The sequence below is a fragment of the Candidatus Dormiibacterota bacterium genome (assembly GCA_036495095.1).
Lineage (GTDB): Bacteria > Chloroflexota > Dormibacteria > Aeolococcales > Aeolococcaceae > CF-96.
The window spans coordinates 1-22,879 of the sequence record DASXNK010000119.1 but is presented as its reverse complement, the minus strand read 5'-3'; the positions used below and the strand labels follow the sequence as shown (position 1 = coordinate 22,879).

The 22,879-nt window shown below is 72.5% G+C and carries 21 protein-coding genes; 5 read left to right on the top strand and 16 right to left on the bottom strand.

The genetic code is table 11. The annotated features are described in order from the left end of the window. Positions 1-62: 62 nt before the first annotated feature. The 6 genes from VGL20_13065 to VGL20_13040 all read right to left on the bottom strand — a co-directional run bounded on the left by VGL20_13065 (position 63) and on the right by VGL20_13040 (position 6,280). Complete coding sequence (locus VGL20_13065; GenBank protein ID HEY2704614.1) at positions 63-461, bottom strand: VOC family protein; 399 nt, start codon at positions 459-461, stop codon at positions 63-65. Positions 462-466: 5 nt separating this feature from the next. Next, positions 467-1,285: a phosphosulfolactate synthase gene (locus VGL20_13060; protein ID HEY2704613.1), complete on the bottom strand. Its 819-nt coding sequence runs from the start codon at positions 1,283-1,285 to the stop codon at positions 467-469. A gap of 91 nt (positions 1,286-1,376) precedes the next feature. Beyond that, positions 1,377-1,892 (bottom strand): DUF3151 family protein, encoded by a 516-nt coding sequence (locus VGL20_13055; GenBank protein ID HEY2704612.1) that lies wholly within the window; start codon positions 1,890-1,892, stop codon positions 1,377-1,379. After that, positions 1,889-2,365: a hypothetical protein gene (locus VGL20_13050; protein HEY2704611.1), complete on the bottom strand. Its 477-nt coding sequence runs from the start codon at positions 2,363-2,365 to the stop codon at positions 1,889-1,891. Before VGL20_13050 ends, VGL20_13055 begins: the two co-directional genes overlap by 4 nt. A gap of 132 nt (positions 2,366-2,497) precedes the next feature. Next, complete coding sequence (locus tag VGL20_13045) at positions 2,498-4,474, bottom strand: alkaline phosphatase family protein (protein HEY2704610.1); 1,977 nt, start codon at positions 4,472-4,474, stop codon at positions 2,498-2,500. Positions 4,475-4,867: 393 nt separating this feature from the next. Continuing rightward, the gene (locus VGL20_13040) at positions 4,868-6,280 is read right to left on the bottom strand and encodes an alkaline phosphatase family protein (GenBank protein ID HEY2704609.1); all 1,413 of its coding nucleotides are present in this window, start codon (positions 6,278-6,280) and stop codon (positions 4,868-4,870) included. Positions 6,281-6,489: 209 nt separating this feature from the next. Here VGL20_13040 and VGL20_13035 point away from each other — a divergent pair, with 209 nt between their 5' ends. Beyond that, a complete protein-coding gene (locus VGL20_13035; protein HEY2704608.1) occupies positions 6,490-7,203 on the top strand; it encodes a response regulator transcription factor in 714 nt (237 codons plus the stop codon). Between the two features lie 14 nt (positions 7,204-7,217). Here VGL20_13035 and VGL20_13030 read toward each other — a convergent pair whose 3' ends face one another. The 7 genes from VGL20_13030 to VGL20_13000 form a co-directional block, all read right to left on the bottom strand. After that, on the bottom strand, positions 7,218-9,182 hold the full coding sequence (locus VGL20_13030) for a sulfotransferase (GenBank protein HEY2704607.1): 1,965 nt from the start codon (positions 9,180-9,182) through the stop codon (positions 7,218-7,220). Then, entirely contained in the window at positions 9,175-10,065 is an 891-nt protein-coding gene (locus tag VGL20_13025) for a hypothetical protein (GenBank protein HEY2704606.1), read from the bottom strand. The genes VGL20_13030 and VGL20_13025 overlap by 8 nt, the downstream gene beginning before the upstream one ends. Positions 10,066-10,079: 14 nt before the next feature. Next, positions 10,080-11,381 (bottom strand): glycosyltransferase, encoded by a 1,302-nt coding sequence (locus VGL20_13020; protein HEY2704605.1) that lies wholly within the window; start codon positions 11,379-11,381, stop codon positions 10,080-10,082. Continuing rightward, positions 11,378-12,808, bottom strand: a complete 1,431-nt coding sequence (locus VGL20_13015; protein HEY2704604.1) for an O-antigen ligase family protein — start codon at positions 12,806-12,808, stop codon at positions 11,378-11,380. Before VGL20_13015 ends, VGL20_13020 begins: the two co-directional genes overlap by 4 nt. Before the next feature lie 23 nt (positions 12,809-12,831). Beyond that, positions 12,832-14,457 carry a lipid II flippase MurJ gene (locus tag VGL20_13010; GenBank protein ID HEY2704603.1) on the bottom strand — a complete coding sequence of 542 codons (1,626 nt, stop codon included), beginning with the start codon at positions 14,455-14,457 and terminating at the stop codon, positions 12,832-12,834. Beyond that, on the bottom strand, positions 14,454-15,542 hold the full coding sequence (locus VGL20_13005) for a Wzz/FepE/Etk N-terminal domain-containing protein (GenBank protein HEY2704602.1): 1,089 nt from the start codon (positions 15,540-15,542) through the stop codon (positions 14,454-14,456). The genes VGL20_13010 and VGL20_13005 overlap by 4 nt, the downstream gene beginning before the upstream one ends. An 80-nt stretch (positions 15,543-15,622) precedes the next feature. After that, complete coding sequence (locus tag VGL20_13000; protein ID HEY2704601.1) at positions 15,623-16,558, bottom strand: hypothetical protein; 936 nt, start codon at positions 16,556-16,558, stop codon at positions 15,623-15,625. 325 nt (positions 16,559-16,883) lie between these two features. On the opposite strand from VGL20_13000, the gene VGL20_12995 reads away from it, so the two are divergent. The 4 genes from VGL20_12995 (at position 16,884) to VGL20_12980 (ending at position 20,214) form a co-directional block, all read left to right on the top strand. Continuing rightward, the gene (locus VGL20_12995) at positions 16,884-17,807 is read left to right on the top strand and encodes a sulfotransferase (protein HEY2704600.1); all 924 of its coding nucleotides are present in this window, start codon (positions 16,884-16,886) and stop codon (positions 17,805-17,807) included. A 212-nt stretch (positions 17,808-18,019) separates the two neighbouring features. Continuing rightward, complete coding sequence (locus tag VGL20_12990; GenBank protein ID HEY2704599.1) at positions 18,020-18,751, top strand: response regulator transcription factor; 732 nt, start codon at positions 18,020-18,022, stop codon at positions 18,749-18,751. A gap of 8 nt (positions 18,752-18,759) precedes the next feature. Continuing rightward, a complete protein-coding gene (locus VGL20_12985; GenBank protein HEY2704598.1) occupies positions 18,760-19,404 on the top strand; it encodes a HAMP domain-containing sensor histidine kinase in 645 nt (214 codons plus the stop codon). 12 nt (positions 19,405-19,416) lie between these two features. After that, positions 19,417-20,214, top strand: coding sequence for a response regulator transcription factor (locus VGL20_12980; GenBank protein ID HEY2704597.1), 798 nt, complete (start codon positions 19,417-19,419; stop codon positions 20,212-20,214). Between the two features lie 62 nt (positions 20,215-20,276). Here the strand turns inward: VGL20_12980 and VGL20_12975 are convergent, their stop codons facing one another. From VGL20_12975 to VGL20_12965, 3 genes are all read right to left on the bottom strand, one after another. Continuing rightward, positions 20,277-21,863 (bottom strand): DUF4214 domain-containing protein, encoded by a 1,587-nt coding sequence (locus tag VGL20_12975; protein HEY2704596.1) that lies wholly within the window; start codon positions 21,861-21,863, stop codon positions 20,277-20,279. A 41-nt stretch (positions 21,864-21,904) separates the two neighbouring features. Then, a complete protein-coding gene (locus VGL20_12970) occupies positions 21,905-22,774 on the bottom strand; it encodes an ABC transporter permease (GenBank protein HEY2704595.1) in 870 nt (289 codons plus the stop codon). Next, positions 22,761-22,879 (bottom strand): ABC transporter ATP-binding protein (locus tag VGL20_12965; GenBank protein ID HEY2704594.1); only part of this gene is annotated, 119 nt, incomplete at its 5' end. The genes VGL20_12965 and VGL20_12970, both read right to left, overlap by 14 nt.

Sequence of the window (22,879 nt, the reverse complement as noted above, 5' to 3'; positions counted from 1 at the left end):
GATCCCGGCCGGCGGCTTTCACTTGGATGACAGGAAGCCGCCGTCACCGTTCCGTCGCAGCGTCAGTACTGCAGGCGGGGATCGTCGTAGTGCTTGAACTCGATCACGTTGTTCGAGGGGTCGGCGAGGAACAGCGCGCGGTGCTGCTCGGCGGTGCCCTCGAAGCGCACCGAGACGTCGCCGAGGGTGCGCAGCTCGCGGTGGCGGACCAGCCGCAGCAGGCGGTCGAAGTCGGCCCCGTCGGCGAAGCTGACCCCGAAGGGGGGGGGGTAGGGCCGGGGCTCGTCGGGGACGCTCTCCGAGAGGTGGCAGACCAGCTGGTCGCCGAAGAAGTCGAAGGTCACCCGGTCGGGGTAGCGGCGGGCGAGCCGGGCGCCGAGCCCGCCGACGTAGAAGCCGATCGCCTCGTCGAGGTCGCGCGCGGGCACCGCGACGTGGCAGCAGTCGTGCATCGAGCGCATCGCGGTCAGGCGGCGACGGTGAGCCGGCCGGGGCCGGGCAGGAGGGCCGGCGCCGGCCTCGCCGGCGCCGCCGGGGTGAGCTCCATCAGGGTGTCGGCGCGGAGCCCCAGCCGCAGCGTCTCGACCCCGACGATGTCGCCGGTGGAGATGTTGCCGAGGTTGACCTGGGGGCCGGCGGCGCGGATGAGGTCGACCTGCAGGCTCTTGGTGGGGGCCTCGAAGAGCACCCTCGCCGGATCGACGCTGGTGAGGACGGCCCCGAGGACGTCGGCGCGAAGGGTTCCGTCGGCGCGGGCCATCCCGCTGCGGCCGCTCTCGCGGGTCTCGGCGGTGACCAGCGAGGCCCCGGCGTCGAGGTCCTCCTGCATCGCCGCCACCCAGTCGGCGGGGGCCAGCGTCTCGGACCGGCAGGCGTCCTTGAACCCGACCTCGGAGATGACCGTGAACTCGCGGGCGAGGAGCCGCACGTACCCGGCCTTCTCGTGCTGGTCGAGCGGGATGGTGCCGTTCGAGACCTCGACGTGGGTCGCGCGGTGGGCGCGGAGCAGGTGCACGAACTCGCCGAGCCGGTCGCTCCAGAGGTGGTGCTCGAAGAGGGTGCCGCCGAAGTAGAAGGCGATGCCGGCGGCGCGGAGCACGTCGAGCTTGCGGGACAGGTCACGGGTCACCAGGCAGGTGCCCCAGCCGAACTTGACCAGGTCGACGAGGTCGCCGTGGCTGTCGATGACGTCGGTGAAGGCGCCGGTCGGCATCCCCGAGTCGATCACCATCGTGATCCCGCGGGTGCGCGGCCGGGTGGCCCGGATCGGTGCGGTGGCGATCATGTTCGGGGCTCTCCCAGTGGTGCGGACATGACCGCAGCCTAGGGGGCTCCGCCTTTCGACTCCGTGACAGCGCGACCGCCTGCGCGGAGGCTCAGCCCGGCGTGGTCTCGGCGTCGCGGCCCGGCGGCGACGGGTAGGCGCCGGCGCCGATCCCATCCTCGGGGTCGAGCTCGAGGAGGAAGCGGCGGCAGCGCTCCGCCTCCGCCTCGTCGCCGAGCCGGGCCGAGGTGACCAGCAGCAGCTGGAGGGAGCGGAGGAAGCCACGGTTGGTGGGCCGGGCCCAGCGCACCATCCCGACCCCGCCCCAGCCGCTGGCCCGGAGCCGGTCGAGGCCGCGGTGGTAGCCGGTGCGCGCGCAGGCGTAGGCGGTGACGGCGTCGCCGCCGGCGAGGGCGTGCCGGCCCAGTCGGGCCCAGCCGTCGAGGAAACCGGGCCATCGCCCCGCCACCTCCCGCAGCGAGCCGGCGTCGGCGGCGGCGATCGCGGCGTCGAGGGCGTCGAGGGCGTCCCGCTCCTCCTCGGGGAGGATGGTCTCGTGGCGCGGCGGCGACGCCGGCGGGCGCGCGGCGGAGATCGGGACGGGGCGGAGGGGAGGGGTGGAGCTCACCCCTGCAACGGTAGCGGGTCACGCCCCGGCCAGGGGTCGAGGCGCCGGAGCCTCCAGCCGGTGGACGGGGGCCGGCTCGGCCGGGCGAGGAAGCGGGGCGTCCGGGAGCTGTACTGGACCACGCAGGCGCCGCCGTCGAGCTGCCGCAGCACCCTCCACGGGCACTCGTTGATCGCCACCCGCGGGAGCGCGCCGTGGCGGTCCTTGAGCGGCTTGAGGTCACAGCCGCTCGCCGAGCCGCTCTCCAGGAGGCCATACCACGGCTGCCCGTAGGACCGCGGCGGCGCCGCCCCGTGCGGGTCCCGGCCGGAGAGCAGGCGGTGCAGCAGCGCGCTGTGCTCGACGTCGTCGATCATCTGCCGGTAGGTGGCGGGCAGCGGCTGGCCGCTCACCTCGCGGATCGCCAGCCAGCGGACGATGCTGCCGACCGGATCGGGCGAGAGCACGGTGCTCGTCTCCTGTGTCGCGGGCATGCCTGCACCGTAGGCGTCGCACCCGGTGAAGCCCAGCAAGACTTGTAAAGGCCGGCGATGCGCGCAGGGGGGCGGGACCGAGTCCCGCCCCCCTGGTGACCGCCGCGGCGGTCGGGTTGGACCTGCGACGGGCTAGAACATCGACCGGAGATCGCCGTTGGCGGCGCTGGCCGCCCCGCCCAGGAGGCTCAGGCCGTAGCTCTCCTCGATCGCCCGCAGCATCCCGTAGTGGTTGCCGAAGCTGGTGTCGGTCGCGTGCCTGCCCGAGGAGCCGACCACGACGGTGGGCACCTGGCCGCCGCCGTTGGTGCTGCTGCCACTCGACTCGTCCATGGTGATGATGAGGTCGGCGCCGGCGGCGTTGCCGGTGAACCACGAGCTGTGGAGCAGCGGGTCGATGTTGGCCTTCAGCCAGCTGTCACCCTGAGCGACGGTGCCGTCGTGCATGTCGTCGATCAGGTTCGGGGTGACGAAGATGAAGGTCGGCAGGGTGCCGTTCGCCAGGTCGGTGGCGAACTGGGTGAAGGGGACGACGTGGCTGGCGCACGCGTTGGTGAGCACGTCGCTGAAGTACACGAAGGGGTTGTGCTTCTTGGCGTAGCTCCCCGACGACCCGCCCGTGTAGCAGGCCGAGGGCATGCTCTCCTGATACGACTTCCACGAGATGCCCGCGGCGGTGAGCTGCCCGCCGAGGTCGGTGGCGGAGAAGGGTCCGCAGGTGGTGCAGTCGGTGGTCTGCCCCTGGGTGCTCCCCGAGTCCCAGGCGAGGTAGTTCGGCAGCGAGGGGTGGGAGACGCCGAACCAGTTGGTGGCGAGGACGTTCGCGTTGGCGAGGCCGTTGATGTAGGGCGCCGAGCTCGAGCCGATGACGGCGCCGTAGCCCTTGTTCTCCTCCATCACCACGATGATGTGGCGGCCGGGGGTCGGCGTCGGCGTCGGCGTCGGCGTCGGGGTCGGGGTCGGGGTCGGGGTGGGAGTCGGCGTGGGGGTCGGGGTCGGCGTGGGCCTGGGCGTGTGCGTCGGCGTCGGCGTCGGCGTGGGGGTGCCGGTCGGGCTCGGGGTGCCGGTCGGCGTCGGCGTCGGAGTGGGACCGCCGCTGCCGGCGTTCGCCGCCAGGGCCCTGGCGTAGGGGGCGAGCTGCGATGGGCTCATCAGCGACGTGTAGCCGGAGGGCAGCTCGACCATCTCGGCCTTCATGTTGACCGCGGTCTGCAGCGTCGCCGGCAGGGATCCGACCCGGGCCGCGGTGGCCGTCTGGAGGCAGATCGGCCCGCCCAGCGACTGCATGGCCGCGTACAGCGAGCTGTACGCGCCGCCCAGCGGCGGGGTGCGCAGCGAGTTGTTCTCGAGCACGCAGCGAGCTCCGAGGAGGCTGCGGCAGGACGCCATCAGCGACTCGGTGTAGCTCTCGTCGGTGCTGACGGCGCCGCTGGAGCTGATCGACTGGTAGGGGTTGAAGGCGAACGCGCTGGGCGTGGTGGCCCAGGCCTGGGCCGCCCGGATCTCGGCCTGGTGGCACTGCTGGTCGGCGGCCAGGGTGTACCCGGCGGCGATCAGGCTGTGCACCGAGGTGGCGTTGTCGCCCTGCCGGAGCAGGGGCTCGTCGAACACGGTCATGCATCCCGTGACCGTCGCCTCGGCGACCTCGGGAACCGCGTCGTAGCGTGCGGCGAGGGCGGAGATGACACCGGCGTACGCCTGCTCGTAGGCGGGCAGCCAGAACCGGCCGAGGGTGCCGCCGATGCCCGAGTGCGAGTCGGTCATGGTGAAGGGCGCCCCACCGATGCTCTTCGCCCAGCCCGGCGCGTCGATGCCGGCGAGCAGGCGGACCTTGATCTGGAGGTGCAGATGCTGCTGGGAGTTGAGCGTCCGGACGGCGCTGATCGCCTGGTCGACGGCGTTGTTGGCGGCCAGCGGCGTTCCCGCACCGTTCGGCTGCAACGCCGACCACGACGCGTTCACGACCCATCCGCCCAGCACGGACTGATCGGCGGCCTGAGGCTGGTGCTGGCGGTCGTAGAGGCCGGTGGCGCCGGGCTTGACGGCGGCCGCGGTCACCTGGGGCGTGAAGAGCGAGAATCCGCCGAGCACGGTGCTGACGCCGATCACCGCAGCGGCGGCTCTCCGGAATCTCGTGGTCCTCACGAGGGCGGGAATGGTGGGCATGACGACACTCCAGTGAACCGGTCGCGCTCATCGCGATTGCGACCCGGGGGTGCGCCGGGCGGCCCGCGAATGCGGACGTCGCCTGGTCGGCTCGGAGGCCACCATAAAAGCGCGGCGCGACCGTCGGAGGCGGCGTGACAGGACCGTGTCCGCACCATGTGGACAAGCGCCACAAGTGCTCCGGCGTGTGACATGACCACGCTCAAAACCCTTGCAACGCAAGGGGATTCGTGCCTGCAGCGGTCACCAATGAGTCATCTTCGCCGGCGCGCCGGTGGCGCCGCGGGACACACCCGGGTCTGGCCCCGGTGGTCACCGGACGGTCATCTGCAGTGGCTAGAAGGCCGCCCTCAGGTCACCGTTCGCGAGGTCGGCCGAGGCGCCCAGGAGCCCGACCCCGTACACCTCCTCGATCGCCCTCAGGGTGCCGTAGTGGTCGCCCGCCTGCGTGTAGGCGAGATGGGCGTCGGCCGAGATCACGACGGTCGGGACGTGCCCGCCGGAGCCCTGGTTGATGCCGGCCCTGGTGGTGCCCTCGTCCCAGGTGATGACGACCACGCCGCCGCTCCGGTACCAGCTCGACTGGAGCACGGTGGGAAGCTGCGTGCGGAGCCACTGGTCGCCCTGGGCGACCGGGTTGCCGAGCGGCAGGCAGGAGTCGTGCATGTCGTTGCACAGGCTCGGGACGACGAACAGGAAGGGCGGCGCCGTGCCCGCGCCCAGGTCGCTCGCGAAGTTGGTCGCGAAGGGCACGATGCTGTTGCACTGGCTGGGAGTGTTGACGATGGAGCTGAAGTACATGAAGGGGTTGTGGTACTTCACGTACCCCCCGCTGCCGCCCCCCCTGAAGCAGGCGGAGGGCATGTCCTCCATGTACGCCCTCCACCCGATCCCCTCGCCGGCCAGCTCGTCGACGACGGTGAGGGTGGAGTACGGCGGCGGGGTCGCCGGCAGGTTCTGGGTCGACCCGGAGATCAGGGCCAGGTAGTCGGTCGGGCTGTTGTGCTGCACCGCGAACCAGCTGGTGGCGGCGGCATAGGAGGTGGCGAGGCTGTTGATGTAGGGCGCGGCGCCGCTGCCGATGACCGCTCCGTACTCCTGGTTCTCCATCACGATCACCATGACGTGCGGCGGCCCCGGCTTCGGCGTCGGGGTGGGCGACGGCGTCACGGTGGGTGCCGGCGTGGGTGTCGGCGTGGTGCCCGGGGTCACCAGCAGCTGGGGAGCGGTGGCCGTGCCCGCCCTCGAGCTCGCGAAGACACCGCTGCTCGCGGAGGTGACCGCGAACGAGTAGGTGCCGTTGCCGGTCACCACCGAGGAGACGTCGGCGCTCTGCCAGGTGCTCGCGGCGAAGGCTCCGTGGGTGGCGACCACCGCGCCCGGTGTCGGCCCCGGGTAGGCCATCGCGTTGGTCCAGGTGCTGTCCGCGACCGGGCTCACGCTGAGGTCGCCACCGCCGGCGGTGGCGTACAGCTGGAGGGTCGCGCCCGCGAACGGGACCGCCAGGCCCTGCACCGTGAAGCGCAGGTAGCTCACCCGGGTGGGGGTGGCACCGACCCGCAGGGTGGTGCTGGAACCGTTGTTCGCGGTGGGGAACGCCGCGGTGACGTAGGTGTCGGCGTCCGGAGAGGCCCCGACCGGGGCGGCGGTGCCCGCCCGCGCCGCCGAGGGGAGGGCGACGACGGCCACGGCGGCGGCGGCGGCGCACGACAGGAGCGTGGCGGCGATCCGCCGGTCACGACCTCGCATGGGACACCTCGATCGGCGGCCTTCGCCGGTGGGCCGTGGAGTGGCTGGTGCGGGGAACCGCCCGGGCCGGGTCGGCCGGGCCCGGCCCGGCCATGCTATCCACGGCCCACCGGCCCGGCGTCGTGAGTTCGGCGTAGATGTCTCCTGATTCCGCCCCGGCCCGGGCACCGGCCTGGTGGGACGGCGGGTAGGATGCCGGTGCCAGAGGAGTGTCCACACGGGGGGCGGCGGCGGTGGGCGAGGAGCCGGCGGGATCGGGCATCAGGTCGGTGCGCATCCTCGTCGTCGACGACCATCAGGTCTTCGCGGACGCCCTGGCGGCTCGGCTCGGAGCCGAGCCGGACCTCGAGGTGGTGGGCGTCGCCCACAGCGGCGCGGACGCCGAGCGACTCGCCGGGCGCCACTCCCCGGACCTGGTGATCCTCGACGTGGACCTGGGCGACGCCGACGGGCTCGAGCTCGCTCCCCGGCTCCTCGAGGGCCACCCGGAGCGGCGCATCGTGGTGGCCACCGGCCACGACAGCGCCGAGGTGGCGACCCACGCCATCCGTGCCGGCGTCCGCGGCTTCGTGAGCAAGGACGCCGGCTTCGACGACCTGCTGCGGGCGGTTCGCGGGGTGATGCGCGGCGAGACCTGGATCCCGCCGCGCCTGCTCACCTCGGTGCTGAACGACCTGCGCGACGTGGGCGATCGCAATCGGGAGTTCGAGGCGCTGATGAAGCTCCTCACCCCCCGTGAGCGCGATGTGCTCGCGTGCATGGTGAGCGGCCTGGACCGCGCCAGCGTCGCCCGTGAGCTCGGTCTCAGCATCGACACGGTGCGCACCCACACCCAGAACATGTTCGCCAAGCTCCAGGTGCACTCCGTGCTCGAGGCCGTGGGCCTCGCCGTGCGGGCCGGCGTCGGCTCGCGGTCGGGCTGAGTCGAGGCCTCCGATCAGCCGTCGAAGCATCGCAGAGTCGCCGCGGCGGTGGCCGCGAGCCGGCGGTCGAGGGTGTCGCAGAGCGCGCGCACCGTGGGGTCGAGGTCCAGGGGAGCCGGGCTCGGCCCGCCCCGCGGCCGGATCGGGCCCCGCGGCAGGTCGCTGCTCTGGCTGCCGAGGAAGGTCCGCATCGCCCGCAGATGGTCATCCGGGGCGCGGACGAAGGCGTCGTACGACACCGGCATCACGTCGTCGCGGGCGTCGAGGCCGGCCTCGAAGTAGATCAGGTTGCGCGCGTACCAGAGGAGCGCGGCCGCGGTCTCCGGCGACGTCGTCCCGAGGTCGCGATCACGGATGAGGGCGAGCGACCCCGCGGACATCCGCTGTGCCTGCCAGAGCCCGTCCCCCCGTCCCTCGGCGATCTCGCGGAGCACGTGGAGGCTGTGGTCGCCGAACTTCGCCAGCGCCGACCGGGTGCGGCCGTCGACCGAGCGGAACACCCAGATCGCCCTTCCGGCGGAGGCGGTGCCCAGCCCGTCGAGGAGCGCGTCGACGCGGTGCGAGTCGCAGAGGGGCTTGAAGAGCACGAACCGGTGCGGGCTGGTCTCGACCAGGGACCGGATGACCGGCTCGGGACGCAGCAGGAACCGGTCGAAGGCGCGGGCATCGTTCTCGTTGTGCACCTCGAACTCGGCGGACGCCTCCAGCGACCTGACCACCATGTTGGTGCCGGATCGCTGGAGCCCGACCAGGTACACCGGGACCGCCGAGCCGGGGGGCACGGCGTGCCCGCGCACCCAGCGGCGGCGCATCGCACCGGCGCGGAGCCGGGCGATCGGGTCGAGCTGGTCCTCCTCGATGAGGCGGCGGAAGCCCTGGGTGCGGCCCCACCTCCAGTGGCGCTCCACCCGGTGCGCCAGCCTGCGCAGGTGGGGGAGGTGCTGCACGTTGACCCAGCCGTCCTCGGCCCGGTCGCGTCCCGCCGCCGCCGGCCGGCGCATGGCGTACCCGTAGCGGAGCAGCAGGGGTGCGGCGAGGGCGGTGACCAGGAGGCGGTCGCGGGTGCGCAGGTCGTCGGGCCCGCCCCCGTCCGCCCGCAACCGGGTGAGGCCGTGCCGCAGCCGGTCGGGATTGCCGGCCACGGTGTGGTTGACCCCCAGGGTCACCGTCCGCTCGTCGACGAACGGGGTGGCGGCGCCGGCCATGCCGACCATGGCGAGGATCCGGCCGACGGTCTCCTGAGGCCGCTCCATCAGGTCCTCGTAGCGGACCCGCAGGTAGCGGTCCGGGCGCCCGCGCCAGAGCAGCTCGGCGGTCGCGTTCCAGAGCACCCACAGGCTGGCGCTCTTCAGCGGGCCGATGGTCTGCATGGGTGCCAGCCACCCCCGGTCGGGCTGCGGCTTCTGCCGCATCCAGGAGCGGGCGGCCGCACGCGGGTCGCGGACGAGGTGGACGACGTGGACGTCCACGCCGGGCAGGGTGTCGAGCAGCCGGGCGTAGGAGGGGAGCTTGGAGGAGTCGACGACCACGCCGGCGCCGGTGGCCTCGGCCACCCGCGCGTAGAGCCGTTCCAGCCGCTCGCCGTGCTCGCCGTGGGCGTCGTTCGCCGCCACGCCGCGACCGTCCCCGGCGACCAGGAGGCGGGGCAGGTGGCGGATGCGGGTCCGGCGCCGCTGCTCGCGCAGCTCGTGGCGGGCGTCGATCCCGGCGCGCCCCCCGAAGGCGGTCTCGAGCACCCCCTCCCACAGCGTGCAGGCGCCGAAGTGGAGCCCGCAGCCGCAGAGCCGGTCCTCGAGGAGGCTGCGCTCCCAGAGGAAGCGCAGCTCCCCGGCGGTGAACACCCCCTCGACCTCGCCGAGGATGGCGGCGAGCAGGGTGCTCCCGCTCCGGCCCGTCCCCGCGATATAGAGGACGCGCGTCCGCCGCGGTGCCGCGACGGCGCTCGCGGCGGTGGTGGCGGCGACGGCGGCCTCAGCCACCGAGGTCGGCGATGACGAGGGTGGCGTCGTTGCGGGCGGCGACCATGGCGACGCGGGCGGTCTGGAGCGCGCTGCGTGCCGACACCAGCGCGGCGTGGTTGCCGGGGTAGCCGCCTGCGGTCAGGCCGCTCAGCGAGGCGAGGGTCGCCGTCACCTGCTGCTTCCCGGTGGCGGCCTGGGTCAGGAGGTCGGCGAGCAGCGCCTGGTCGTGGGCGGGGTTGAGCAGGCGGGTGGCGTTCTGGGTGATCCGGGTCTGCAGGACGCCGGCCGCCGTGACCAGCGCGTCCGCGGCGTTCAGCACCTCGTCGGAGGCGGCGGTCATGTGGGCGAGGGGATCGACGAAGCCGATGATGTGGAGGGCGCCGACCTTCTTGATGTCGTTGCGCACGACGTCGGGAAGGGTGTCGGCGAGGATGGTGGCGCGCAGCGAGGTGAGCGCGGACGACGCCTGGTCGATCTGGCCCAGGATGGGTGCCGCCTGCGCCGCGGTGAGGTGCTTCAGGGCGACGATCTGCGCGCGCATCCTGTAGACCGCGGTGAGGCGCTTGTCGACGAGCGCGGTGCCCAGCCGGTCGAGGCCGGCGAGGCGCTCGGCGACGAGGACCGGCAGGAGCGCGAGGAACTGCGGGTTCTGTGGGGTGAGCCGCGCCAGCTTCCCGTCGAGGGCGGAGTCGGCCTGCTTCAGCTGCTCCTGGAGGCGGTCGATGATGGCCTGGATCAGCTGGTCGCTGGGCGTCTCGGCCACCGGTGCCGACACCGGGACGGCGCGCACGCCGATCTGGGCCGCGGTCTCCGTCGGGCCGCAACCCGCGGTGAGCAGGGCGATCGCCAGGCCGGCGAGGCCCGCGACCGAGCCGCGGCGGTGGGTCGTCAGGTGGCGCATGAGTGAGGTTCTCCCTACCGCTCGGCGGTGGCGTCGGCCGGACGTCCGGCGCTGATGGGGCCGGAAGCGCGGGTGCTGCGGCGCGGCGCGCGCACACCCCGAGCCGCTTCGGCGTAGAGACGGTCGAGACCGGCGAGGTGAGCGGCGGGGCTGAAGTGCTGCTCGGCCTTCCGCCGTGCCGCGAGCCCCATGCGCACGGCTCGGGCGGGGTCGTCGAGCAGGGCTCCGAGCGCGCCGGTGAGCGCCGGCACGTCTGCGGCGGGGACGAGCAGGCCATCGAGGCCGGGCTCGACCAGCTCCGGGAGCCCGCCGAGCGTCGTCGCCACCACCGGGACCCCGCAGGCGAACGCCTCGAGCACGATCATCGGCTGGTTCTCGTACCAGCGCGAGGGGACGGCGACGGCCCGGGCGGCGCGCACCATCTCCTCGACCCGCGCCTTGGGCACGGACCCGTGGAAGCGGATTCGCCCGGGCGCACGGGCGGCGGCGAGGGCCTCGAGCGCGGCGCGGTCGGGACCGTCGCCGAGCACCTCGAGGAGCGCGCCCGGACGGGCTGCGACCGCCTCGACGAGCACGTCGACCCCCTTCTCCGCGGAGAGGCGTCCGGCGAAGACGACGGCCTCGCCCGGACCCTGCCGGACCGCCACCCCGTCGGTGTTCGCGAAGTGCCGGAGGGTGCGCAGCCGGTCGGGGAAGACCCCCGCGGCGCGCATCGTCCGGGCCATGAACTCGCTCGGGCAGACGAACACGCCCACCGGTCGGTAGGCGCCGAACAGGGTGTGCAGCGACAGCTCCAGCGCGACCACGGCGCTGGCTCCCCGCGAGCCCGACTCGCAGCGGCGCAGGACGGCGTTGTGGAAGCGCCTGCCGACGCATGCGGTGCAGACCTCGCCGTGGTCGAGCAGCCGGTAGGTCGGGCAGGCGAGCTTGTAGTCGTGGAGGGTCATCACCGCGGCCACGCCGCGTCGCTCCAGCGGGCGGAGGATCGACGGCGACAGCTGGTGGTAGATGTTGTGGAGGTGGACGACGTCGGGCCGGAACTCCTCGAGGACGGCCTCGATGCCGCGGCGCGCCGAGGGCGAGTGGAGCATCCGGCCCACCGCCGCGGCCCGGCCGTGCAGCGAGCGCGGCGGCGGGTTCAGCTCGACCCGGCTCGGGAAGTGGCGCCCGAACTCGGAGGGGCTGTTGTCGGGGTGGTCCATCGCGAAGAAGGCGATCCGGTGGCCGGCGGCCCGCTGGCGGTCGGCGACATCCTCCATGTACGCCTCCGCGCCGCCGCGGCGGTGGAGGAACTTGTTCACGTGCAGGATCCTCATCCCCGTCCCCCACCCCGGCGCGCCGGGTTGAACTGGACGACCGCGTACGCCGCCGCCGCGAAGGCGACGTAGTACCAGAGGACGATCACCTCGGTGATCACGTTGGAGACCAGGCTGATCAGCACGAAGGCGGTGACGCAGCCGGTGAACCCGATCGCGATGCTCCGGTCGAACCCCGGGGCCGCCCCCTTCAGCGACTGCCGCGCCACCATCACCATGCTGACCAGCAGGAGCAGGTAGGCGATGATGCCGACCACCCCGGTCTCGACGTAGGCGCGCAGGAAGTCGTTGTGCGGCTCCTTGGCGATCGTGGTGCCGTACGAGCTCATCTTCAGGCCGATGCCGGTCACCGGGTCCTTCGACGCGAGCGGGAGCACCTGGCCCCAGTAGTCGAAGCGCCAGGCCAGCGAGTTGGAGGTATTGCCGGCGGCGTTGACGTTGGACGACCCGAGGTCGGCGAACCGCTGGCTCACGGTGGGCACCGCGACCAGCACCACGACCATGCCGACGACCAGCATCGCGACCATCTTCCTGCGCCGGCCGACGACCGCGACCACGACGACGCCCACCACGGTCGCCATCCAGGCGCTTCTGGTGTAGGTCAGGTAGAGACAGATCGCGGAGCCGCAGAGCAGGGGGATCAGCGCGTAGCGCCAGCGCCTCTCGAGGTGCGGCAGCATCGCCACCCCCATGACGATGAGCATGGTCAGGTAGATGGCGAAGGGATTGGGCTGCGAGAAGGTGCCCATGTAGCGGTCGAAGCCGCCGCTGGAGAACTGGGAGTGGTGGAAGACGGCGTTGACCAGGGTCAGGCCGACCGGCACCAGTGCCGATGCGTAGATGGCGATGACCATGTGGTACACCCGCCGGCGGTCGACGAGGAGGACCTCCATGACGGCGAGCATGGTCACCACCGCGGCGACGCGGATCGCCTCCAGCAGGCTCACCGTCGGGACCGCGGAGCCGATGATGCTGATGAATCCCGCGCCGCTGAAGGCGATCAGCGCGATGCGATGCACCGAGGCCGGCGGGGAGGTCAGACCGGCACTGCGGCGGGTCAGCCACCAGAACAGCGCGGCGACCATGAAGAGCACGGCGAGAGCTCCCGCGGGGTCGAGCCCGGACGCCGAGGCGGTGGCCTGGCCCGCCGCGCCGGTGCTCGTTGTCGGCTTGGCGATGTCGAGGCTCGAGCGGATCGCGATGGTGGCGAAGGCGAAGAGCTCGAACCGGACGCTGCCGACGGCGACCAGCGCGAGCCCGATCACGGCGGCCAGGGGGACGACGAGGAGCAGCTTGTTGCCCTGTGACACCGCCTGAACGCCGCTCTGCACGGCGACGCCGAGCACCACGGCGACACCGGCGGCGAGGGGAACGCCGACGCGGCCGGACGGCGTGCCGCCCCTCGACCGGATGACCGGCATGTGCATCTGCATGGTTCTCTGGCTCCCGACTACACGCTGCCGGCGTGACGGCGGCCGGACAGCATTCGCTGCCAGCCGTCACCGGCGCACACGCCGGCGATGAGCAGCGCTCCCAGAGCGAGCGCCAGCAGGCCCCCGGCGCCGGTGGCCGCGGTGCGGGCCGCCAGCTCGGGGCGGTGCCACGGCTCACCGAGCCGGAGCAGCAGGTATCCCATCGCCATCACCGCCGCGCTGGCCGCCGAGAGTCCGACCACGCGGACCGCCCAGGGGCCGCTGCCTCGGAGAGGGTCTCCCACCGTGGCGCGAAGCCGGTACCAGGCGTGGCCGACGTTGACGTACTGCGCGATCGAGTATGCGACGGCGACTCCGACCACCGCGGTGGCGCTCCGCCCGAAGGGGAGCACGCACAGCGGGAGGAGCACCAGGTTGGCGGCGATGCCGTACACGGTGTTGCGCAGCGGTGTCCGGGTGTCGAGGCGGGCGAAGAAGGGGGCGAGCAGGGCCCGCTGCACCGCCGAGCCCACCAGGCTGGCCGCGTACACCGCCAGCACCAGTCCGAGCAGCCCGGCGCCGCTGCGGGTGAGGCTCCCGCGCTCGAACAGGATGCGCACCATCGGTTGACCGAGGATGGCGAGGAAGGCGGTCAGCGGGAGGGAGATGGCGAGCATCAGCCGGACCGTGGCCATGGCGATCCTCAGCACCTCGCGGTCGTCGCCGCGGGTGCTCGCCGAGGTCAGCCGGGGGATCACCGTGACGATCACCGACCGGAAGAAGACGGTGCCTCCGATGGCCATGATCAGTCGCGAGCCGTAGCCGAGCAGGCTCACCGATCCCACCGGGAGGAAGGACACCACCAGCTGCTCGCCGAGGCGGGCCACCGGGTTCAGCGCGCCGCCGATGCCGGGCCGCACGCTGAGGCGGCCGACCCGCGCGAGCGCGCCGTCGCCGGGGCGGAGGGTCGGCACGTAGCGGAAGCCGCGCCACCACGCGAGCGCCAGCATGAAGACGAGCTGGGCGGCGGCGCCGGCGACGTAGGCGGTGGCGACGCGGCGGATGTCGCCACCGGCGGTGATGACGACGAACGCGGCGAGCCCGTTCATCACCACGCCCATGGCCGCCGGTGCCATGTAGTAGCGGCGGGCGTTGAGCAGGGCGCGCAGCACCTCCGCGCCGCAGCTCAGCGGAACCACCGCGAACATGGCGAGGACCAGCGAGGCCGCCAGGCTGGTGGTGGCGGGGTCGAGACCGGGGGCGGTGAGCCTGACCAGTGGCGTCGCCAGCAGCGCGGCGAGGGCCATGAACAGCACCCCGCCGAGGGCGACCACCGTCAGCACGGCGGAGACCAGGCGGGTGGTGGCCCGCAGTCCCCGGCGCTCGAGCGCCACCGCGAACGCGGGGGTGAGCGCCTGGTTGGCGATCACCAGCGCGACCGCCGCCAGCCCCAGCGGGATCCGCGCGGCGACGAAGAGGGCGTCGGTGGCGTGGCCGGCGCCGAACCTCGCGGCGATGGCCAGGTCCAACAGGAGGCCGGAGGCGACGCTGGCGCCCGCGGCGATGCTGGTGAGGCCGGCGTGGCGGAGGAACCGCGACCGCGGCCTGCCCCCCGGGGTGGCCGCGGTCGCGCCCGGCGCCCCGCCGGACGCGAGCCGGGTCACGGCTGGGGGCGTCCCGCGATGTCGGCGCTGGCCGGCACACCGTGGTGGCCGTTCCCGTGTCCGCCGGCCTCGGCCTCCCAGGCGGCGCCGCTCACGCCGGTGACGTCCAGCAGCCGAGCGGGGAGCCGGCCGTCACCGTCGCCGTCGGCGCCGGCGGGGTCGCCGAGCCGGGTCGGATGGAGCAGCTCCAGCACGACGATCATGAGCAGGGCGAGCACCAGGGCGACGACACCGGAGATGGACGCGCCCTTGACGATCACCGGCATCCTCGAGACCCGGTCCGCAGCCGACACCGACACCGCGCTGGAGGATGCGTTCGAGGCGATGAGCGCCTTGACGCCGTCGACCTGCTGCTGCGCGTGCGTCACCGACGCGACCGCCGACTTGTAGCCGTCGTTGATCTGCTGGTAGGCGATGAGCTGTGCCGACAGCGTGGTGAGCGACTGCTGGCGCTGCGCGATCAGCGGCTGCAGCGAGCTGACGCGCCCCTGGTCGGCGGCGATGCGCGCCTGCTCGAGCTGGACGGTGAGCTGAGAGAGCTCCGCCACCTTGAGGCGGTAGTCGACGTCGGGGGACAGCAGCCCGGTCTGCCTGGTGAACTGGGCGAGTGAGCCGCTGGCGCTGGACTGCTCGCCCCTGGCCGTGACCAGCGCCGCCTGTGCCAGCGACAGCTGGGGCGCCACCAGCGCATCGAGGGAGAGGTGGGCGGCGAGCCCGGCGACCCTGGCCGCCTGCGCCTTGGTGGTGCCGGTGAAGGTCACGTTGATGATGTTGCTCGAGGCGCTGACCGTCGCCGCGGTGAGATAGGGCACCAGCTCGGTGCTCTTGATGCCGGTCTGCTTCGAGAGCTCGTCGATCACCGGCTTCGAGATGAGAACGTCCTTGTAGGTGTTGAAGTACTGTGTCACCGCGCTGGTCGAGTACCCCTTTGCACTGAGCGCCGGCACGATGACCACGGCCGTGGCCTGGAACCGCTCGGCCTGCACGAACAGGAGCCCGGCGGTCGCAACCGCCGCGAGCAGCGGAAGGGTGACGACGACCATGAAGCGCCGTCGAATCGCGGTGATGTAGTCCTTGATCTCCATGGCTGAGATGCTATCGGCACTGCCCGCACAGGCCATGACCCTGCTGTCGTAGCAACCCTGCGAAGAATGGGGGACGCGGGTCAGCGCTGCCCGGCGGACGCGGTCAGCCGGCCGCCCTGCGGCGCCAGGGCGGCAGGCGCCAGCCCGCCATATCCCTGGGGCAGCTCCACCGCGCTCGCTCCCAGGCCGGCGGCGATGCCGATCACCGTCTCGAGACCGCCGAGCTTGGCGGCGGTGGCGGTCTGGAACGAGATCGGCGGTCCGAGCTGTTGGATCCGCGCGTACATCGGCGTGTAGTCGCCGCCCTGCAGCGGGTTGCGCAGCGAGTTGTTCTCGAGCACACAGCGCGCTCCGAGCCGGCTGCGGCAGAGGGTCATCACCGGCACCGTGATGGCGACGCCGTCACCGCCGGCGGCGGGGTCGATCCGCTGATACGGACTGAGCGCGAGCCCGCTTCGAGTCGATCTCCACACCGAGTGCGCGTCGATCTGCTCGTTCAGGCACCGGACGTCGGCGGCCTGGGTGAATCCGGCGGCGAGCAGAGCCGCCACCGTCGCCGGGTCGCTGCGGTCGCGGATGAACGGCTCGTCGTACACCGTGGTGCACCGGGACATCGTCACCTCGCGGATCTCGGGCACCGAGTCGTAGCGCGTGGCCAGCAGCGACTCGAGGCTCGCGTACGCGCGCCCGTATTCCTCCGACCAGAACCGGCCCACCGTCCCGGGCACGTTGTCGGTCGGGTCGGTCACCCGGACCGGGCTGCCCCCGATGCTCTTCGCCCACGCGGGGGCGTGGATGCCCCCGGTGACCCGCAGCTTGATCGCCAGGGGATGCGTGGGCCGCCCGGTGTTGAGGGCGCGCACCGCGGTGAGCATCTGGTCGATGGCGTTGCCGCTGACGATCGCACCCCCAGGCGATGGCTGCAGGTCGCTCCAGGCGACCTCGACCACGATCCCCGAGATGGCGGGGAGGTAGCCGGCCGGCGGGATCCCGTGGCGGTCGAGCAGGCCCTGCATCGCCGGCTTCAGGGCGATTCCCGGGGCGGCCGGCGTCGATTCCGGCGTCGCCGCGGCGCTCGGAGCTGAGCTGATCGCGGGATGAGTCGGCGCGCGCGGTCCCGCGCTCTGCCCGCAGGATGCGAGGAGGACGGCCGTGACTGCGAGCGCTGCGGGGAGGAGACGGCGCATGGACGGCACGTTAGCTCGGGTGCAGAGGCCTGACAACTGTTCAATGGACGTATGGAGCATGCGACGCCCGGAGGATGACGGCCGCGGCCCCATGGATAGGATCGGAGGCAATGCGCATCGTCCTGGCGCTGCGAGAGCGAGGAGGTCACCAGACGTGGTCAGAGTCCTGTACATCGGCTGTTGTGCGAGGAGCGGAAGCACCATCACCGACCGGATGATCGGCCAGATGCCGGGATTCCTCTCCACCGGGGAGCTGGGGCTGCTCACCACGCACTCCATGGCCGAGGACCGGCTCTGCGGGTGCGGCACGCGCTTCTCCGAATGCGCATTCTGGACGGCGGTGGGTGACCACGCCTTCGGCGGCTGGGACAGTCCCGAGGCCGAGGAGCTCAGGGCCCTCCATCCTCGGGTCACCCGGCAGCGGCACCTCCCGATGCTGTTGCTGCCCGGCCTCAGGCCGCGCTTCGCCCGGGACCTCGGACGCTACCGCGCCCTGCTCGGCCGTCTCTACGCGGCGCTGCACGCGGTGAGCGGCGCCGAGGTGATCGTGGACTCGACCAAGGCCCCTGCGTATGCGTGCGCGCTTCGCGGGATCCCCGGGATCGACCTGCGCATCGTCCACCTGGTGAGGGACATCCGGGGCGCCGCCTACTCGTCGACCAAGCGGCAGATCGTGAGGGATGCCGTCGACCGGGTGGTGTGGAAGCATCGCTATCCGCCGCTGATCTTCACGCTGCGCTGGATCGTGTACCACCTCCTTTTCGACGGTCTGCGTCTGCTCGACGGGCGCCAGGTGGTGGTTCGCTACGAGGACGTGATCGCGTCGCCCCGCGAGACGATGACGCGCATCGCCGCCTTCGCCGGCAAGCCGGCTGACGAGGGCGCGCTGGCGTTCGCGACCCCGCCGAGCGTCCACCTCGGCATCGCGCACACCGCGGTCGGCAACGACATGCGCTTCCAGCACGGCGACATCGTGCTGCGTGAGGACGACGAGTGGCGGCGGTCGCTGGGCCGGTGGAGCCGCCGCGCGGTCACGGTGATGAGCTGGCCACTGCTGCGTCGTTGGGGGTACGCCTGACCTCCGACCCGCCGGCGGCTCCCCCGGAGCGGCCTGTCAGCTTGGGGTTCACCATCCTTCACAAGCGTTGGTTGCCGCCCCCCATGGCCGAGGCCATGATCGCCCGGACGAGCCCCTGATACGCCCCGTCCGGGCCGGATCAGGGGCCACCTCGGACACTGGAGGCGATCATGGAGCCTGGCGGCGCCGGCCGAATGGGACGCTGCCTGCTCGTGACCCGGCACGTGAACGAGCGGAAGCACCTGGCGGACCACCTTCGGTACGACGGCTTCGAGGTCGGCATCGCGCTCAGCGCCGCCGAGGCCCAGACGATGCTCCAGCGGTGGGGTCCCGACGCCCTCGTGGTCGACGTCGACCTCCCCGACGCCTCGGGGATCGACCTCTGCCGGTGGGTCCGCTCCAGGAGCGCCGCCCCCCTGGTGCTGCTCACCGAGGCCGCCGCAGACCGCGCCCTGCTGCTGGTGGCGCTGGCGGCGGGGGCCGACGACGTGCTCGCCTGCGGTGGTGACCCCGACCTGGTCTCCACCCGGCTGACCGCGATGCTGCACAGGATGGAGAGGGTGAGGGAGGACACGTCGCCCTCGCCCGCCCCGCTCACCGCCGGCAGGCTCACCATCGATGTGGCCCGGTACGAGGTCCTCGTCGACGACAGGCCGATCCGCCTGTCGCCGAAGGAGTTCGAGCTGTTGCGCCTGTTCATGTCGCACCAGGGGGAGGCGGTCCGGCGCTCGGCGATCATCGACGCGCTCTGGGAGGGCGAGGCTCCGGCGTCCAACGTGGTCGCACGGCAGGTGAGGTCGCTGCGGCACAAGCTGCAGCCCGACACCACCGAGCACCGCCCCTCGACGTTCATCGAGACCGTGCCGCGCGTCGGCTACCGCCTGCGCGCCGCGTCGAGCCAGCCGGCTCCGTCGGCGGTCAGCGAGACGCGAGCCGGATCGTGAGCGCCGCGATGGCTGCGTTCGCGGGCCCGGACCGGCGCCACGACGACTTCGGGAGCGTGCTCTATCGCTCGATCCGCGAGGTCTGTCACGACATGCGCCAGCCCATCGCCACCGTCGGCGCGCTGGCCGAGGCCGCGCTGACCCACCCCGACCTGCCCGGCGAGGTGGTGCGGCGCCTCCGCCACATCGTCGACGAGACCCAGATGCTCGCCGATCTCACCCAGCGGATCGTGAGCACCGGGCTGCTCGCCATGCCGGTGAACCCGGCCGACCTCCTCGCCGACGTGGTCGACAGGGCGGCGCTCACCTTCGCGGGTGTGCTGCGCGTGAGCGTGGAGCCGCGCCCGGCGCTGGTGGCGGATCCTGTCGCCCTGCGCCGGGTCATCGCCAACGTGCTGGAGAACGCCATCCGGGCGACCGGCCCCCAGGGGGTCATCCTCGTCGCCCTGGTGGGCGACGACCGATGGACCGTCGTCGAGGTGGGTGACTCCGGCCCCGGCTTCGGCGCCGCCTGCCCGGGTGCGGCCTCGCTGGGACTGACCATCGCCGAGCGGCTGATGCAGGCGCACGGTGGGCATATCGAATTCGGACGCAGCGAGCTCGGGGGTGCGCTGGTCCGGCTCGTGCTCCCGGCCCGGCTGTCCGGCAACTGAGAGAGCACCCCCATGCGCATCCTCCTCTGCGACGACCACCGCCTGTTCATCGACGCCCTGGCGGTGTGCCTGCAGGGCCGTGGCGAGGATGTCGTCGCCTCGGTCACCGAGCCGCAGGAGGCGGTCAGGCTGGCGGCGGAGCTCGACGTGGACGTCTGCCTCGTCGACGCGCACTTCCCCGGTGGCGACAGCTTCGCCGCGGTGCGGCAGATCCTCGACTCGCCCGGCGCCACCCGGGTGGTGATCCTGAGCGGCGACGACGACCGCGACGTGATCTCCACCGCGCTGGCCTCGGGCGCGACCGGGTTCGTGCTCAAGCGGGCCTCGATCGACGTGATCCTGGAGGTCCTGCAGCGCGTGCACGCCGGTGAGCTGGTGGTCCGCGCGGGAGGTGCACCGGCCCATGCGGCACGGCGAGCCGGTCCCGCCGCCTCGGAGGCGCTCCTCGATCCGCTGACCCCCCGCGAGCACGAGGTCCTGTCCAAGCTCGTGCTCGGCGAGAACACCGAGGTCATCGCACTGGCCCTCGGGATCAGGACCAGCACGGCACGAACCCACATCCAGAACGTGATGGGCAAGCTCGGCGTCCACACCAAGGTGGCCGCGGTCGCCTTCGCCGTGGGCAACGGCCTGGTCCCGCTCTGCCCGCCCGACCTGCAGGACTCCATCCGGGCGGCGTCCCGGCCCCAGTACCCGGAGCTCGTCTCCCCGGTGCCGCCGCGAGGCACCGTCGCCGCGGGTCAGAGGCCGATGACCGACCGGCTGGGCCGGCGCCTGCCGCAGCCGATCGGCGACCGCGCCGCCTGCTGACCGGCCCGGCTCACGCTCGAGGCCGGGGTGGCGTCGCGCCACCCCGGCCCTCCGCGTTCCGGTCAGAGGACGCTGTGGGTCACCGCGTACTGCAGGTATTCGTCGGAGCCGATGATCGATGCGATCAAGGTCTCGTCGCGCAGCCCCGACTGCAGCTGGGCGGTCCAGAAGGCGAGCCCGGGGCCGTCCGGCAGGTGGCGCAGCAGGCTCTGGTAGGTCCGGTCGACGAGCATCTGGCGGCCCTCGGTGGATTCGAGGATCGAGGCCGACACCTGGAATCGCGGGGCGCCGGCGCTGAGCCGTCCCACCCAGTACGACAGGCCTCCGGCGTCGGGGCCGCGCCCGAGGATGTCCTGGTAGAGCGTGGTCACGTAGGTCGAGGCGTCTCCGTGCCCGCGGACGGTGAAGTACTCGTCCGAGCCGATCAGGCTCTCGGCGAGCTGTTCGAAGGTCGCGCCGCTGGCGATGTAGTTCACCCAGAAGCCCTCACCTCCGCTGGTGAGCGTGCCGTCGGTGACGCGGTGCAGGTAGGTCTGGTACTGGGCCTGCACCTGGTCTCCCACGTACTCCGTCGAGGCGGTGAGGCTCAGGGCGACGGGGAAGCGCGGCTGCCCGCTGTCGATGAGGCCGCTCCAGTACAGCAGCCCGCCGGCATCCGGAGCGCGGCCGAGCAGGTCGCTGTAGACCTGGGTCACCAGGGACAGTCCGGCGGATCCGGTGTGGGGCGGGGCGGGAGCGGCGCCCGACAGGTCGCCGTTCGCCGGGTTGGCCGAGGCGCCGAGGAGCCCGACGCCGTACGCCTCCGCGATGGCCCGCAGCGTGCCGTAGTGATTGCCTCCGGCGGTGAAGGCGCCGTGCGAGCGGGCGGAGATGACCAGGGTCGCCACGTGGCCCCCGTCGCCCCCGTTCCAGCCGAGGTTGTCACCCCCCTCGTCCCAGGTGAGGACCACGACGCCGCCGCTGGCGTACCAGGACGACGAGAGAACCGTGGGGAGGTAGGTGCTCAGCCACTGGTCACCCTGGAGGATCGGATCGGTGGAGGGCGCGCACACGGTGTGCATGTCGTGGCACTGGTTGGGAGTGACCCACATGAACGGCGGCGGCGACGCGCTGTTCAGGTCGCTCACGAAGTTGCCCGCGAAGGGGACGACCCGGTTGCACTGGGCCGGCTTCGAGAGGATGGAGCTGAAGTCCAGGAAGGGATTGTGGATGTTCGAGTAATTGCCGGAGGTGTTCCCGGTGTAGCACGGGGAGGGCGCGTCCTCCATGTAGGCGCGCCAGTCGATCCCCCTGGCGGCGAGCTCGTCGACCACGGTGGAGCCGGCGAACGGAGGCGTCGTGGTGCCGGTGCCCCACCCCTGCGTCGAGCCCGAGATCAGTCCCAGGTAGTCGGCGGGGCTGTTGTGCTGGATCGCATACCAGTTGGTCGCCGAGGCGTAGGTTGCGGCCAGGCCGTTGATGTACGGCGCCGACGTGCTGCCGAGCACCGCGGTGCTTCCCTGGTTCTCCTCGACGATCACCATGTAGTGCGGTGCCGCGGCGGTGGCCGCGGAGGCCGGGACCGAGAAGGCCTGGGGGAGGGCGAGAAGGGCTGCACCTGTCAACGATGCGACCAGGGATGTGCTGACCCGGCGGGAGCGGGCTGTCATGGGAGCGCCTCGGTGTGGTTGCGGACGGTGTTCGTGACCGGTCAGCCGGACTCGAGGCCGCGGCTGCGACGGATGTGTCGATCCAGTGGAGCGAAGATCAGCGAGTCGACGAGCACGCCGACGGCGAGGATGACCAGGATCACCATCAGCATCTGCCGCATGTCGCTGAGGTCCCGTCCCTGATTGAGCAGCTGTCCGAGCCCCACGCCACCCAGGGACGGACCGGTGGTGATGATCTCCGCCGCCATCAGCGAGCGCCACGAGAAGGACCACGCCTGCTTGAGGCCGGCGACGTAGCCGGGCAGGGCCGCGGGCAGCACGATGTGGCGGTATCGGGGCAGGCCGCGGGCTCCCAGGGCGTCGCCGACACGGAGCAGGAGCGGGGGGATGTTGTCGACGGCGGAGACCATCCCGCCGGCGATCGAGGGGAAGGCTCCCATCACCACGACGAACAGGATGGTGGTCTGCGACAGCCCGAACCAGATGATGCCGACCGGTACCCAGGTCACCGACGGCAGGCTCTGGAGGGCGGCGATCGCCGACCCGATGGCGTAGCGCACGGTGCGCACGCGAGCGATCAGCAGGCCCAGCGGGGTGCCGACGAGGACCGCGAGCACGTAGCCCTCGAAGCCGTGGCGCAGGCTGGTCCCGACCGCCTCGCCGATGGTCCCGGCGCGGGCCTGATCGGTGAACGCCTGGCCGACGTCGCCGGGGGAGGGGATGACGTAGCTCGGCCAGACCCGGAGGAGGACGGCCAGCTGCCACGCACCGAGCAGGCAGGCGGCGGCCACCAGCTTGGGCACGACGACGCGGACGATCCGCCCCCAGCCCCGGCGCGAGCCGCCGACCGGCAGGGCGAGGGCGTCGAGCCCCGACTCGAGCGAGTTGTTTCCGAGCCTAGCGATTGCCATGGCGCCGGATCTCGTCACGCAGACGGTCGGTGATGCAGGCGCTGAGCGTCGCGACCTCCGGGGAGTCCATGCGCCGCGGCCGGGGGATCTCCACCTCCCAGGCGG